Genomic DNA, 12,501 nt, shown 5'->3' with positions numbered 1-12,501 from the left:
GCCGATGCCTACCATTCAAGATGTCGCGCGCGACGCGGGGGTCTCCACCGCGACGGTTTCACGGGTGTTCAGCGCCCCCGACCTCGTATTGGAAGGCACCCGGCAGAAGGTCATGGAGGCGGTCGCCCGCCTTGGCTACGAGCCGAACTTCGCGGCCAAGAGCCTGCGCACCCTGCGCACCGAGAAGATCCTGGTCACCGTGCCGGACATCTCCAACCCATTCTTTTCGCGGGTCATCCGCGGGGTCGAAGAAGCCGCCCATGCGGCCGGCTACTCGGTGCTGCTCGGCGACACCCGCCACCAGGAGGAGCGCGAGGAGCAGTACGCCACCATGCTCCGCCGCAAGGAGGCCGACGGCCTGATCTTCCTCGGCCACCGGCTGCCCGACACCCTGGCCGACATGGTCGCGGCGATGGGCCCGCGCACCCCGATCGTCAACGGCTGCGAGTTCGCGCCCGACCTCGGCGTCGCCAGCGCCCACATCGACAACACCGCCGCCGCCCAGGAGGTGATGGACCACCTCTACGGCCTCGGCCACGTCCGCGTCGGGGTGATCACCGGCCCGCTGGCCAGCCCGCTCAGCGCCGACCGCCTGGCCGGCGTGCGCGCCGCCGCCGAACGTCACGGCCAGGCCGACGCGCTGCAAGTCATCACTGGCGACTTCACCATCGAGTCCGGCCTGCTGCAGGCCACCGAGCTGCTGGCCCGGCCGCTGCGCCCGACCGCGATCTTCTGCTTCAGCGACGAAATGGCCATGGGCGCGCTGGAGGCGATCCGCCGCGCCGGCCTCGTCTGCCCGCGCGACGTCTCGTTGGTCGGCTTCGACGACATCCGCTTCGCCGAGTACCTGGCCCCGCAACTGACCACGGTCAGCCAGCCGATGGACGCCATCGGCCACGAAGTCGTGCGCCTGCTGCTCGACATCCTTAAGGGCCGCGCCACCACCCTGCAGCAGGTCACCCTGCCCCACCGCCTGGTCGTCCGCGCCAGCACCGCCGCCCCGCCGGCGGCCTAGGCCCCGGCGCAGTCCTTGGCGACCGGCGCGGCCAGGCCGGTGTTCCACATCTCCCAGCTCGCATCGCCGCTGCGCCGCCGGCTCTGCACGACGTCGTCGAGGAACTCGAAGACGCCCGGCAGCAGGTCGCCCTCGGCCTTCGCCCCGTCGTCGCCGAACCGCATGTAGCCGCGCGCCTTGGCGCTGAACGCCGGCCAGTCGGCCCGCCCCGCCGCCTGCGGCCGGCCCGTGCGCGCAAAGCCCACCCAGTAGTCCATCATCGCCTGCGAGACGGCGACGTCCCGCGCACTGCTCGGCGGCGCCGGCCAGTTCTCCGGAACCGTGGCCCCCGGTCCGACCTCGCCGAACACGAACGGCACTTCGCTGGCGTGAAACGCGCCCAGCCCCCGCTCGGCGGCCGACGGATAGACGTGATCGAAGTAGTAGAGGTAAGCGCCGCCCTTGCCGGCCTGGTCGCTCGCCAGCCGCATCGCCGCCCAAGCGTAGAAGGCGTCGCGGGCCGCATCGAACGCCCCGTCCCGCGGCCGCTCGGCCGGATAGAGCCTCAGATACTCCTCCGACTGCTCGCAGTAACGGGCACGTACCGCGGCCCGATAGGCGTCCGCGTCGGCCGGGACCGGCGGTCCGAACGGCCCGTCGAACGCTCGCACCTCGCCGCTGTTGAAGCCCACCAGCAGCGGGACCGGCGCCTGCTCGCCACGCTCGAACACATCGACCAGTTGGCCCTTATGCACCCAGCCGTCGATTGTTCCCTGCGGCATGAAGAACTGGCTCGCCGCCGCGGCCAGCAGCGCCGGCGCCGGCATCGCCCGCAGGGCGGCCAACCGCCCGTCGCCAGCCTTTTCCCCGAACGCCTGACCCGCCTCCTCGGCAGCCGGGATCCCGAACCGCGCCGCCTTCAGCTCCGGCATGGCCGGCAGATAGACACTCTGTGCGATGGCTCGTTGGAACAGCCCTCGCGCCAGCGGGCTGGCCATCAGTTGCGCGGCGCTGAGCGCCCCGGCCGACTCGCCCATCACCGTCACCGCCTCGGGATCGCCGCCGAACGCCTCGACGTTCCGCCGCACCCATCGCAGCGCCTCGATCTGGTCCAGCGTGCCGTAGTTGCCCGACGCGCCCTGCGCCGACTCCGCCGTCAGCTCGGGGTGAGCCAGATAGCCGAACACGCCGAGTCGGTAGTTGATCGTCACCACCACCGCGCCCTTGGCGGCCAGCGCCCGGCCGTCGTGGTGCGGCGTGCTCGCCGTGCCCATCATCAGCGAGCCGCCATGGATCCAGACGATCACCGGCGCCTTGCGCGCGCCCACCGGCGCCCAGACGTTCAGGTAGAGGCAATCCTCGCTCTGGCTCGGCGGATCGTCCTTGTAGAATGCGATCGGCGAGGACGGCTGCAGGCAGGCCGGCGCGAACCCGCTGGCCGTCCGCACCCCGGCCCAAGGCGTCTGAGCCACCGGAGGCTTCCAGCGCAGTTCGCCGACCGGCGGCGTAGCGTAGGGCACGCCCTTGTAGCTCTCGACCGCCCCGTCGCTCTGCCCACGCAGAGCGCCCAGCGGTGTCTGGCGCAGGAGGTCGGCGCCATGGGTCGGGGTCGCCGCCAGGGCGAGGCTCGCGCCGGCCACGGCGGCGCTCCAGGCGCGCTTGGCGCGCAGGCAAGTGTCAGCCATCGGGTGTTCCTTGGAATTTTTGGGAAGCGCCCGTCCCGGCTCGGCGGCCGGGACGGGCCTTGCCGGTCAGTATTTCCAGCCGACCCGCACGCCGAGCGTGCGCGGCCGCAGGATCGAGTAGCGGCTGGTCGCCGAGCCCGACGCGTTGATCCCGACGTAGGTGTCGTTGTTCAGCACGTTCTCGCCATAGACGACGAGCTTCAGGTCGCCGCGGCTCCAGCCCGCCGCCAGGTCGAGGTTCTCGTAGGACGGGACCTTGAAGAAGTTCGGGCTTGGGGTCCCGACGCCGGGCGTGTTCGGGAACGAGTTCGGATACGAGCCGACGTGCTGGGCGGCCGCCTGCACATAGACTTCGTCGCCGCCGGCCAGCTCCCAGGTGTAGCGTGCGAAGCCCTGGGCCTGGAAGTTCGGCGAGGCCAGCCGCGCGCCGTCGACGGCGCCGGAGATCAGCGCCTCGGTCGGATTGACCGACGTCACCTTGGCGTCCTGCAGGGTCAGGTTCAGCCCCAGGTCCAGCCCATAGGTCGGCCGCGCGCGCAGCTCGACCTCAACGCCCTGCGATACCGCCTTCCCGATGTTGCCGACGAACGGGGCGCTGTCGGACTGGCGCACCAGGCTGACCTGCATCGGGCCCCAGGGAATGTAGTAGGCCGCGACGTTGGCGATCAGCCGGCCGTTCAGCCACGAGGTCTTGGCCCCCAGCTCGTAGTTCCACAGCGAGTCCGCCTCGGCCGCCGCCGGCACGATGGTCGGGTCGCTCGGGTCCACGGCGCTCTTGCCGCCGTTCAGCGACGAGCCACCGTTGGGATGTCCGCGCCGGAAGCCCTGCGAAGCCAGGGCGTAGAGCGTCGCCTCCGAGGTCGGCCGCCAGTTCAGGCTGACCTTGCCGGTGGTCTTGGTCTTGCGGCCGGTGGTCAGGTACGCCGCCGGCGTCGGGGTCAGCTCGATCGCCTGGTTCCCGCCGGTGAACACCGCGGTCAGGAAGTTGGTGGTGGCGTTGTAGCCGTCCAGCGCACGGTCGCTGTACTCGTAGTTGGTGATCCGCAGGCCGCCGGTCAGCGACAGGGTGTCGGTGAAATTGTAGGTGCCCTCGCCGTAGAGCGCCGCCTCGTAGTTCTTCCGCTTGCGCACATCGCGGGCGTAGTCGCCGCCCGGGCTGAAGCGGTTCAGCGTCGCCGGCAGGCCGCTGATGCCCATGGCGCTCAGATACGATTGCGAGGCGAAGGTCACATCCAGGAAGTCGGACTTCTGGTCGAGATAAAAGGCCCCGACCACCCAGTCGAAACGCTCGCCGCCCTTCGAGACCAGCCGCAGGTCCTCGACGAAGCTGTCGGTGACGATCTGTTCGCCGAAATAGAACTGCACCAGCGGGGCCAGCACCGTGTCGACGTCCAGCTGCCAGGCGGTGTCGGCCCGTGCAAAGGTCGTCGACGAACTCAGGTCCGCCCAGCCCAGGTCATAGGCCAGCACCGCGTTGACGCTGGTCAGCTCGATGTCGGCCTCGAACGGAATGCGCGAGGTCGCCTTGCGGAAGCCCGCCGCCGGGTCGAAGGCCGAAGCGTCGCCGATTTCGTTCTTGTCGTAGGTCGCCGTCAGGGTGGCGCTGAACAGGTCGTTCGGCGTCCAGCGCAGGCCGCCGCGCGCGCCCCAGCCGCGCGCGTTGTCGACGTTCTTCTCACCGCGAACGTCGTTGGAGATGTAGCCCCCCTCGTCGCGGTAGTAGCCGACCAGGCGCACCGCCAGCTCGTCCTCGACGATCGGCAAATTGATCATGCCGTTGTAGCGGCCGCGACCGCCGCCGCCCTGGGTGTCGCCCAGATCGACGTCGACGCTGGCGTCGAAACCGCCGGCGTCCGGCTTATTGGTGATGAAGCGGACCGCCCCGGTCAGGGTGCCGGAGCCGAACAGCGTTCCCTGCGGCCCGCGCAGCACCTCGACCCGACTGATGTCGTAGGGCCGGATCTCCGGCGTCAGGATCGAGAACGACGTCAGCGGCAGGTCGTCCATATAGACCGCCACCGCCTTCTGCTCGCCGGGGCTGGACGTCGTGTTCGAGGTCGAGATGCCGCGCACCGCGAACTTGGCGAAGCTGGCGTTGCCGGTCTGCACCACGCCCGGGACGGTCCGTGCCAGGTCGGCGAAACTCTCCACCCCGCGGTCCGACAACTGCTCGCCGCTGATCGCCGAGATGCTCAGCGGCACCTTCTGCAGCGGCTCGGCCCGCTTGGTCGCCGTCACGATGAGCTCATCGACCGTGGTCGGTGCCTCTTCCGCCGCCTGCGCCTGGGCCGCGCCGAACGCCATGGCCAGCGCCGAGACGCCCGCCATCCAGGATCCTGCTCGATACATGTTTCTCTCCCCGATGCTGTCCGACCGAGAGACCGTGATGGTCCCGCTGGCCGTTTGTTCACCGGTGAGAGGCAGTCCCTGCAGCATCACCCGCAGGGCTTCGTCGACTGTGTAGCGTCCACGGACGGGGCTCACGCCCCGCGTCATCGCCAGGTCATAGGGGTAGAGCAGCGGCGCGCCGCATTGGCGCGACAGCGCCGCGAGCGCCTGGCCCAACGTCGGCTCGGCGATCTTCACGTCGCACCGCGCCGCCGAGCCCGAGGTCCGCGTCTGTGCAGCCGCTGTCCCCGACGACACCGCAGCCAGCGCCAGGCCCGCCAGCAGGACGCCGCAGGCCAGGCGCCGCACGGCCCCCATGTCCTGGCCTGGTGTTCGGCTCACAGCTGCGCCTGGCCACCGGCCATGGCGGGAAGGACAGATCAGCGCCGAAAATCCCCCAGCGGCCGACGAAACTTTTTTGCGGCGCGGGCGCGACGGGCCGAACGCGGGGACTGGCGAAGCGGTCACGAACCTGCGGACAGCCTCACGCGCTTGTCGCCGGCCCGCTCGACGCGCACCCCGAACCCGGTCTGCAGCGCCTCGAGCATGGCCTCGACCTCGCCGGCCTTGAAATTGCCCGCCACCCGCAGATCGTTCAGGGCCGGATCGGCGATCTCGATATCGACGTCGGTGTAGCGCGAGACGTCGGCCACCACCTCGGGCAGGGTCTCTCCGGCGAACACGAGCATTCCTCGCCGCCAGGCCAGCTTGCGGTCGGCCTCTTCGGTTCCGGCCTCGCGGCTGAGCGCGCCGTCCGGGGCGATCGTCGCGCTCTCGGCTCCCATCGCCGCCGACAGCGTCGCTAGCCGCCGACGCGGGGCGGCGGCGGCCTGCTCCAGACTCGCGGGCGCGTCCAGCTTGGCCAGTTCGACCACGCCCTTGGTCAGGGTCACCTCGACCTCGCCGCCGTCGAGCCGCACCGCGAAGGCGGTGCCCAGCGCCCGCACCACTCCGCTCTGGGCGTAGACCGAGAACGGCCGCGCCGCGTCGGGCACCACCTCGAAATAGGCCTCGCCCTTCAGCAGCCGGATGTCACGGGACTTGCCGGTGTAGCGCACCTCCACCTGACCGCCGGTGTTGAGGTCGATCTTCGATCCATCCGCCAGCGCGATCAGCCGGTGGGTCCCGACCGGCGCGTCATAGAGGGTCGGCGCCGCGGCAGGCCGTTGCGCCATCCACAGACCAGCGGCCAGCGCCACGCTCGCGGCCATCGCCGCCCCCGCCGCCAGAACCCGCCGCCGCCCGCTCGCCTTCACGGCAGGGGCTGGCGCAGTCTCGGCCAGGGCGTCGAGATCGGTCCACAGCGCGGCCAGGTCCTGGGCGGCCTGCGCATGGCGCGGGCTCTGCGCCTGCCAGACCTCGAACTCCGCCACCAGTTCAGGACGCGGGCCCTCGCGGTCGAGGCGCGCGATCCAGGCCGCAGCTTCCTCCTGCACGACGTTGGAATGGACCAAGCGGACGATCTTGTCAGACATCGCGGCCGCTCCTTGCCTGGGCCCGCGCCGCTTCGGGGGCCTTGACCCGTCCCGCATCATAGCCCCGCTGGCGCAGGTACTGCGCGCACTTCACGAGCCCCGCGGCGACGTGCTTCTCCACCGTCCCCTCCGAGACCCCGAGCCGGCGCGCCACCTCCTTCTGCGACAGCCCATGCACCTTGCGCAGCAGGAACACCTCGCGGCACTGCGGCGGCAGCGTGTCGACCGCCTCAGCGAACAGCTCCAGCTTCTGGCGGCCATAAACGTGGGCCTCGCCCGACGGCGCCTGCACGTCCTGCGGCGGCTGCGCCTCGTCCTCCAGCGACGAGGTGCGGGTGTTGGCGTGCCGTACCTTCTCGTTGAGCGCCAGGTTCTTGGCCACGCGATAGAGGTAGGCGCGCGGCGCGGCGACGTCTTGATCGCCCTCGGCCGCATAGGCCCGCAGGAAGGTTTCCTGGGTCAGGTCGTCCACGTCCTGCGGCCGGCGCACCAGCCGCGACAGGAAGCGCCGGATGCCGCTCTCGTTCTCCAGGAATGCCCGCAGCATCCGCGACATCGTGCACGCGCCCCTCCCCGGGCGCGACCGGCATACATGCTGAAGCTTGGAAAAACAAAGCCCGAGCGGGGCCGTTGCGCCGCAGCGCCACCCCCAGCACAGTGCTCGCCATGACCTCCGACGCCCTCATCGAACAGTGGAAGCGCGACGCCGCCGCGCCGTTCGCCGGCTGGGACTTCTCTTATCTCGACGGCCGCATGATCGAAGCCGATCCGCCGTGGTCCTATCCGGACCTCGCCCGCGCCGCGGTCGCCCGGTCCCACGACATCCTCGACATCGCCACCGGCGGCGGCGAGGTGTTTTCGTCCTTCGCCCCGTTCCCCGGCCGCGCCACGGCGGTCGAGGGCTATGCGCCCAACCTGCCGGTCGCCCGCGCACGGCTGGAGCCGTTGGGCGTCCAGGTCCACCGGGCCAACACCGCCTCGGGCATGCCGTTCGAAGGCGCCGCTTTCGACCTGATCCTCAACCGCCACGGGGGCTTTCGCCCGGCCGAGATGCGCCGGGTCCTGAAACCCGGCGGCGTGTTCCTGACCCAGCAGGTCGGCGGCGACAATCTGGGCGACCTGGCCGCCGCGTTCGGCGCGCAGCTCGCCTATCCAGGCAACACGCTCGAGGCCGCCGCCAAGGCTTTCACCGAGCTCGGCTGCGAGGTCGAACTGGCGCAGGCCTGGCGCGGCCCGGTGACCTTCGCCGACGTCGGGGCCCTGGCCTACTTCCTGACCGCCATCCCCTGGGTGATCGAAGGCTTCGATGTCGAGACCCACGCGCAAACGCTGCTCGGGCTGCATCGCCAGGGCGGCCCGCTGCGCTTCACCTATTCGCGATTCCTGCTGCGCGCGGTCAGGCGCTGAGCCCGTCCCTGACCTGCGCCGCCGGCAGGGCGCGCAGCCGGCCGTCGACGAAGTCCCACAGCGCGGCGATCTCACCCGCCGCGGCGCGGTCGGGCGACTCCTCGGCCGAACGGCCCCGCTCCAGCGCCGTCTGATAGATCGAGCGCGAGCGCAGGATCGCCGGGGCGACGTCGGCGCGCATGTAGTCCAGTCCCTTCATCGCCCGCTTGACCAGCGGCGCCTCGATGTTGCCGCGCGCCACCGGGGCCTGGTTCATCACCACCGCCGACGGCTTGCCGATCTTGCGCACCAGGCTCAGCGTCCGCGCCAGCCCCGACAGGTCGATCAGGGTCGGGCGCACCACCATCAGCGCGAAGTCGGCCAGCACCACCGCCTCGCCGACCGATTCCACGGCGCCGGCCGCGGTGTCGATGATCAGCAGCTCCTTGCCCTGTGACAGCGCCCCGAACTGCGCGGCCAGCACGTTGCGCGCGGTGGCGCTCACCACCTCCGGGCCGCCGCCTTCGCGCGTCTCCAGGATGTCGCGCGCCGAGTTCTGCGGATCAGTGTCGACCAGCAGCGCCTGCGTCCCCCGCAGGTGCGCGGCCAGCGCCAGGTGGGTCGCCACCGTGGTCTTCCCCGAGCCCCCCTTCAGGGCGATGACCGCCAACGTCTTCAAACTCACCTCGTGCGAAACGCTCTGCGCCCCGGTCAACGTCTGACCCGCCGCCGCGGCCTTGTCCAGGGTCGCGACAAGTTGGCGCGGCGGCTTGCTCGGCCTAGTCTGTCGGGGTCCTGTCGCCCTGCCGTCGCGTTGCTGGCGGGCGGCTGGCGGGTTGCTGACGTGGAGCCGACAGGCCTTCATCCTTCACGGTCGGGGCGATCTCCGACGAGGACTTTGGACATGCTGATCCAGAAGCTGCGACTGCAAAAAGGCTGGTCCCAGGAACAGCTCGCAGAAGTATCGGGCCTCAGCGTCCGCACCGTTCAGCGGCTCGAGCGCGGCCAGCCCGGCAGCCTCGAGACCATGAACGCCCTCGCGGCGGTCTTTGAAACAGACCTCGACCGCTTGAAGGAGCCGTCCATGGACACGACCCGCCCCGATATCATGCAAGACGTCCGGCCCGATGAAGCCCTGGCCCTCGCCCACGTGCGCAAGGTCAAGGCGTTCTACGTCCACCTGACCCAGTACCTGATCGTCATCCCGATCCTCGCCGTCATCAACCTGATGGGCTACCCGCAGTACCTGTGGTTCGTCTGGCCGGCGCTCGGTTGGGGCCTAGGCCTCCTGGCCCACGGCGCCAGCGTATTCTCCTTCGTGCCGTTCCTCGACGGGGCGTGGGAACGCCGCCAAGTTGAGAAGCACCTCGGCCGAAAGCTCTAGGCCCACGGGGGGCGCCGCTCACGTTCGAGTGAACCTTTGCGCCAGCCCGGCGCTATCACTCAGGTAACGAAATCGAGAGGTAACCCCGTGCGAAACCTGATGCTCATTACGGCCGGCGCCGCGGCGCTGATGCTTACCGCCTGCAACAGCCCCCAGGACAAGGTGGCTGAGAAGCAGGCCGACGCCCTCGAAGCGCAGGCCGCCGCCACCCACAACGAAGCGGCCGAAAAGCAACTCAACGCCCAGGCCGATGCTATCGAACAACAGGCCGGCAACGCCGACGGCGGCGCGACGACGGCCAACACTCCGGACACCAGCCCCTCCAAGTAGGGCGCGAACCGGCGACCAGGGCCTCCGCCTTGGTCGCCTCCCGCCCCTAGGCCGGCAGCTGCGCGGCGGCGCGGGCCAGCAGCCCCTGGAACCAAGCGTGACCGCGCCGCGCCCCCGCCGCCTGGCTCCAGAAGGCGTCGATGTCCAGCCGCCGGTCAGGAAACTCGATCTCCAGCAGCCGGATGTCGCGTGAGCGGGCCAGCTCCTGGGCCAGCTTGCGGGGCACGAGCGCCAGACCTTCAGCCTCTTCGACGATCGCTCCCATCACCAGGAAGTTCGGCACCTCGCAGACCGGCGCGACCTCCAGCACCGAGGTCGGCTGGATCAGCCCGGCCCGCGCCAGGGCGCTACGCTCGCCGACCTGGTAGACCACCTGTCGCGCGGCGCGAAACTCGGCAGGGGTGATCACCTCGCCCCACCGCGCGTCGCGGCGCGCAGCGATGCAGACCATCTCGTCACGCCACAGCGCCATCCGCTCCATCCGCTTGCCGAAGGTCCGCCCGACTGGGCGCGGCACGATGAAGAAGTCGATCTGGTCGCGGTCCTCGGTCTCGCCCGGAGTCTGTTCCAGGAACCGCAGGTCGACCCGCGGCGCCTCCTGGGCGCACAGCCTCGCCAGCTGCGGGGCCAGCAGCACGGTCACATAGTCGGCGGTGCGGATGACGATGCGCAGCGCCTCGCTCTTCGGCTCGAACGCCCGCGGCGGCTCATACAGCAGCTCCAGGTCCCAGAGGATCGCCCCCAGCGGTCCCAGGATCGCCTGCCCGCGCTCGGTGAGCTTGGCCTCCCGCCCGCGGGAGACGATCAGGTCGTCGGCGAACGCCTCGCGCAACTGGCGCAACGCCTTGCTGACCGCCGGCTGGCTGATGCCCAGCTCGCGGGCGCTGGCCGTCACGCTGCGGGTCCGCAGCAGCGACAGCAGGATCGGCAGCAGGTCGAGGTTGGTCTGCCGCAGGGTCTGGGCGACCTGCCGCCGCGCCGCGCCGGCACCCTTCGTTTTCGCATGTTCGGCCATCACGGACATAACACCTGGTTATGTCGTGAATTCCAAGATCATCCGTTTCGAGCCGCCCGCGACCGGTCTAGGCTCCTCGCCAAGGTCCTCAGAGACCCACGGGAGAAACAGATGTCGAAAGCCCCTGCCTTTGCGCGCGCCGCGGAAATCGAGGCCAGCCTGGAACAGCTGGCCGAGCTCTGCGAAGACCCGACGCCCATCGTCTACAAGCGGCTGTTCGAGCTCCAGCCGCACATGGAGCCCTACTTCTGGCGCGACACCACGGGCGCCATCAAGGGCGAGATGCTGTCGCGCACCTTCGCCGCGATCCTCGATTTCATCGGCGAGCGCCGCTACGCCGACCACATGATCGAGACCGAGATCATCACCCACGAGGGCTACGACGTCCCGCGCGACGTGTTCGCCACCTTCTTCACCGTGGTCCGCGACGCCGTCCGCGAGGTGCTCGGCCCAGCCTTCACCCCGCCGTTGGCCCAGGCCTGGGACGCCCTGCTCGCCGAGATCGACGTCTACGTCCAGGCCACCCCGCGCAACGACGTGGTCAGCGCCTACCACGCCCCCCGCGTCGCCGCCTTCCAGCGTGGCGAACCACTGAGCTAGGCTTGGTAGCCTCCGCGATCCGTTGACCGGACCTTGCGGAGGCGTCCGCTTTGCTCAGACCGCGAAGCTCTTTCGACGGCGCAGGGCCGCGCCGGCTGCACCGAAGCCGGTGATCATCAGCGCCCACGTACTTGGCTCAGGAACGGGTGAGATCGGGATGTCCAGGTTAGCGCCGCTGGCGAGTCTGAGGGCCGGAGCGAGGTTCTGCTCGACTTCGTCCTGGTAGACGGGAGCGATGGACACGTTGAAAGTATGGGACGCGTCGGTCGCGCCCTGAGCGCTGTGCGATACCCCGAGGCGGGCCCAGACATAGAATGTCTCGTCAGCCGCCAGGGTGAAGGAGTCGCCGCCGCAGGAGCTGGCCGCGACGTTCAGATACTGGGTCTGAGGGCCAGGATTGAAGTTCATCGCGCCCGACTGGCCGAAGGCCAGTGCGCCGGCCGTGCCGCAACCAGCGGAGAACTCGCCGAAGTGGCCAATTCCGCCCGCCGCCGACCACAGACTCGCGACGGCAGGGTCGCGCGCGATCACATCAGTCAGGACCGCAATCCCCGCCGACACAGTGCCGGGGGCGCCGCTCATGCCGAAATCCACCACGCCCTGAAAGGCGCTCAGCGGGATGATGAGATCGCGTCCAGAGGTGTTGGTGTAGGCCTGCACCGCTTGCACCAGGGCCACGTCGACCCCGATGAAGGGATTGCTCATGTACCCAAGTCCGATTGACCGGCTCTCGGCGTAGGCGTGCAACTCCGGCAGCGCCAGCAGCCCTTGGCCGGCTTCGGCGGAGGCCCACGCATTGCCGAAGTAGCCGCCGTTCGTGACGCCGAGGTAGTCCTGCGGCCCGACGGTGGTCGAGTAAGTGAGCACGTCGCTGTCGGAAACCTGTCGCCGCGCGACCCAATTGACGCCGTTCGGCTGTCCGCAGGTCACGCCGACCTGGCAGACGCCCACCCCCGCGTACGCCGAACTCCAGGCCAGAGTGTCTTCTTCCGCTGCAGCCGCGCCAGTCGCGGTCACGCCAGTGACCACCGCCGTGGTGGCCAGCAGGCCGATGAATCGATTTTTGAAATTCGTCATTAACTCCCCCCGTGTAGCCTGAAACCCCCTCGTGCTGTCGCGATCCGCGGTGGCAGGCCTTCGGGCCAAGTTGTCAAAATCGCGGCCTGAGCCGCAATATCCGTTTGTAGGGTCCTCTTTGGGGGCGCTTCGCGCCTCCGGCGAACGGCCTTGCAGGGTTCGCGTGG

Annotated in this window: 12 protein-coding genes; 5 read left to right on the top strand and 7 right to left on the bottom strand. The window is 69.9% G+C overall.

The window, feature by feature from the left end; genetic code table 11:
* The first annotated feature begins 4 nt into the window (after positions 1–4).
* Positions 5–1,015 (top strand): LacI family DNA-binding transcriptional regulator, encoded by a 1,011-nt coding sequence (locus C0481_RS01345; protein WP_293399829.1) that lies wholly within the window; start codon positions 5–7, stop codon positions 1,013–1,015.
* Here the strand turns inward: C0481_RS01345 and C0481_RS01340 are convergent.
* The 4 genes from C0481_RS01340 to C0481_RS01325 form a co-directional block, all read right to left on the bottom strand.
* On the bottom strand, positions 1,012–2,679 hold the full coding sequence (locus C0481_RS01340; protein WP_293399826.1) for a carboxylesterase family protein: 1,668 nt from the start codon (positions 2,677–2,679) through the stop codon (positions 1,012–1,014). The two genes, C0481_RS01345 and C0481_RS01340, sit on opposite strands and share 4 nt — an antisense overlap.
* Before the next feature lie 66 nt (positions 2,680–2,745).
* Entirely contained in the window at positions 2,746–5,409 is a 2,664-nt protein-coding gene (locus tag C0481_RS01335) for a TonB-dependent receptor (RefSeq protein ID WP_293399823.1), read from the bottom strand.
* A gap of 122 nt (positions 5,410–5,531) precedes the next feature.
* Entirely contained in the window at positions 5,532–6,542 is a 1,011-nt protein-coding gene (locus C0481_RS01330; protein WP_293399820.1) for a FecR domain-containing protein, read from the bottom strand.
* Positions 6,535–7,089 carry an RNA polymerase sigma factor gene (locus tag C0481_RS01325; protein ID WP_293399817.1) on the bottom strand — a complete coding sequence of 185 codons (555 nt, stop codon included), beginning with the start codon at positions 7,087–7,089 and terminating at the stop codon, positions 6,535–6,537. The genes C0481_RS01330 and C0481_RS01325 overlap by 8 nt, the downstream gene beginning before the upstream one ends.
* A gap of 119 nt (positions 7,090–7,208) precedes the next feature.
* Here C0481_RS01325 and C0481_RS01320 point away from each other — a divergent pair, with 119 nt between their 5' ends.
* Positions 7,209–7,949, top strand: coding sequence for a class I SAM-dependent methyltransferase (locus tag C0481_RS01320; protein WP_293399814.1), 741 nt, complete (start codon positions 7,209–7,211; stop codon positions 7,947–7,949).
* Here the strand turns inward: C0481_RS01320 and C0481_RS01315 are convergent.
* Entirely contained in the window at positions 7,939–8,607 is a 669-nt protein-coding gene (locus C0481_RS01315; protein ID WP_293399811.1) for an AAA family ATPase, read from the bottom strand. The genes C0481_RS01320 and C0481_RS01315 overlap by 11 nt on opposite strands.
* Positions 8,608–8,832: 225 nt before the next feature.
* Between C0481_RS01315 and C0481_RS01310 the strand changes: the two genes are divergently transcribed.
* Both C0481_RS01310 and C0481_RS01305 read left to right on the top strand, forming a co-directional pair.
* Positions 8,833–9,312: a 2TM domain-containing protein gene (locus tag C0481_RS01310; protein WP_293400036.1), complete on the top strand. Its 480-nt coding sequence runs from the start codon at positions 8,833–8,835 to the stop codon at positions 9,310–9,312.
* 99 nt (positions 9,313–9,411) lie between these two features.
* Positions 9,412–9,642 (top strand): hypothetical protein, encoded by a 231-nt coding sequence (locus C0481_RS01305; RefSeq protein WP_293399808.1) that lies wholly within the window; start codon positions 9,412–9,414, stop codon positions 9,640–9,642.
* 46 nt (positions 9,643–9,688) lie between these two features.
* Here the strand turns inward: C0481_RS01305 and C0481_RS01300 are convergent, their stop codons facing one another.
* Entirely contained in the window at positions 9,689–10,657 is a 969-nt protein-coding gene (locus C0481_RS01300; protein ID WP_293399806.1) for a LysR family transcriptional regulator, read from the bottom strand.
* A gap of 111 nt (positions 10,658–10,768) precedes the next feature.
* Between C0481_RS01300 and C0481_RS01295 the strand changes: the two genes are divergently transcribed.
* Positions 10,769–11,257, top strand: a complete 489-nt coding sequence (locus tag C0481_RS01295) for a globin (RefSeq protein ID WP_293399803.1) — start codon at positions 10,769–10,771, stop codon at positions 11,255–11,257.
* Positions 11,258–11,311: 54 nt separating this feature from the next.
* Here C0481_RS01295 and C0481_RS01290 read toward each other — a convergent pair whose 3' ends face one another.
* Complete coding sequence (locus C0481_RS01290) at positions 11,312–12,334, bottom strand: PEPxxWA-CTERM sorting domain-containing protein (RefSeq protein WP_293399800.1); 1,023 nt, start codon at positions 12,332–12,334, stop codon at positions 11,312–11,314.
* Between the last annotated feature and the right edge of the window lie 167 nt (positions 12,335–12,501).

Source organism: Phenylobacterium sp. (genome assembly GCF_013822795.1).
Lineage (GTDB): Bacteria > Pseudomonadota > Alphaproteobacteria > Caulobacterales > Caulobacteraceae > Phenylobacterium.
The sequence above is the reverse complement of the archived record's forward strand: the minus strand, read 5'-3'. Positions and strand labels throughout refer to the sequence as shown.

Excerpts from the sequence above, each read along its gene's own strand:
- C0481_RS01345 (WP_293399829.1), top strand. The coding sequence starts at position 5 with ATGCCTACCATTCAAGATGTCGCGCGCGACGCGGGGGTCTCCACCGCG.
- C0481_RS01340 (WP_293399826.1), bottom strand. The coding sequence starts at position 2,679 with ATGGCTGACACTTGCCTGCGCGCCAAGCGCGCCTGGAGCGCCGCCGTG.
- C0481_RS01330 (WP_293399820.1), bottom strand. The coding sequence starts at position 6,542 with ATGTCTGACAAGATCGTCCGCTTGGTCCATTCCAACGTCGTGCAGGAG.
- C0481_RS01325 (WP_293399817.1), bottom strand. The coding sequence starts at position 7,089 with ATGCTGCGGGCATTCCTGGAGAACGAGAGCGGCATCCGGCGCTTCCTG.
- C0481_RS01320 (WP_293399814.1), top strand. The coding sequence starts at position 7,209 with ATGACCTCCGACGCCCTCATCGAACAGTGGAAGCGCGACGCCGCCGCG.
- C0481_RS01310 (WP_293400036.1), top strand. The coding sequence starts at position 8,833 with ATGCTGATCCAGAAGCTGCGACTGCAAAAAGGCTGGTCCCAGGAACAG.
- C0481_RS01305 (WP_293399808.1), top strand. The coding sequence starts at position 9,412 with ATGCTCATTACGGCCGGCGCCGCGGCGCTGATGCTTACCGCCTGCAAC.
- C0481_RS01300 (WP_293399806.1), bottom strand. The coding sequence starts at position 10,657 with ATGGCCGAACATGCGAAAACGAAGGGTGCCGGCGCGGCGCGGCGGCAG.
- C0481_RS01295 (WP_293399803.1), top strand. The coding sequence starts at position 10,769 with ATGTCGAAAGCCCCTGCCTTTGCGCGCGCCGCGGAAATCGAGGCCAGC.
- C0481_RS01290 (WP_293399800.1), bottom strand. The coding sequence starts at position 12,334 with ATGACGAATTTCAAAAATCGATTCATCGGCCTGCTGGCCACCACGGCG.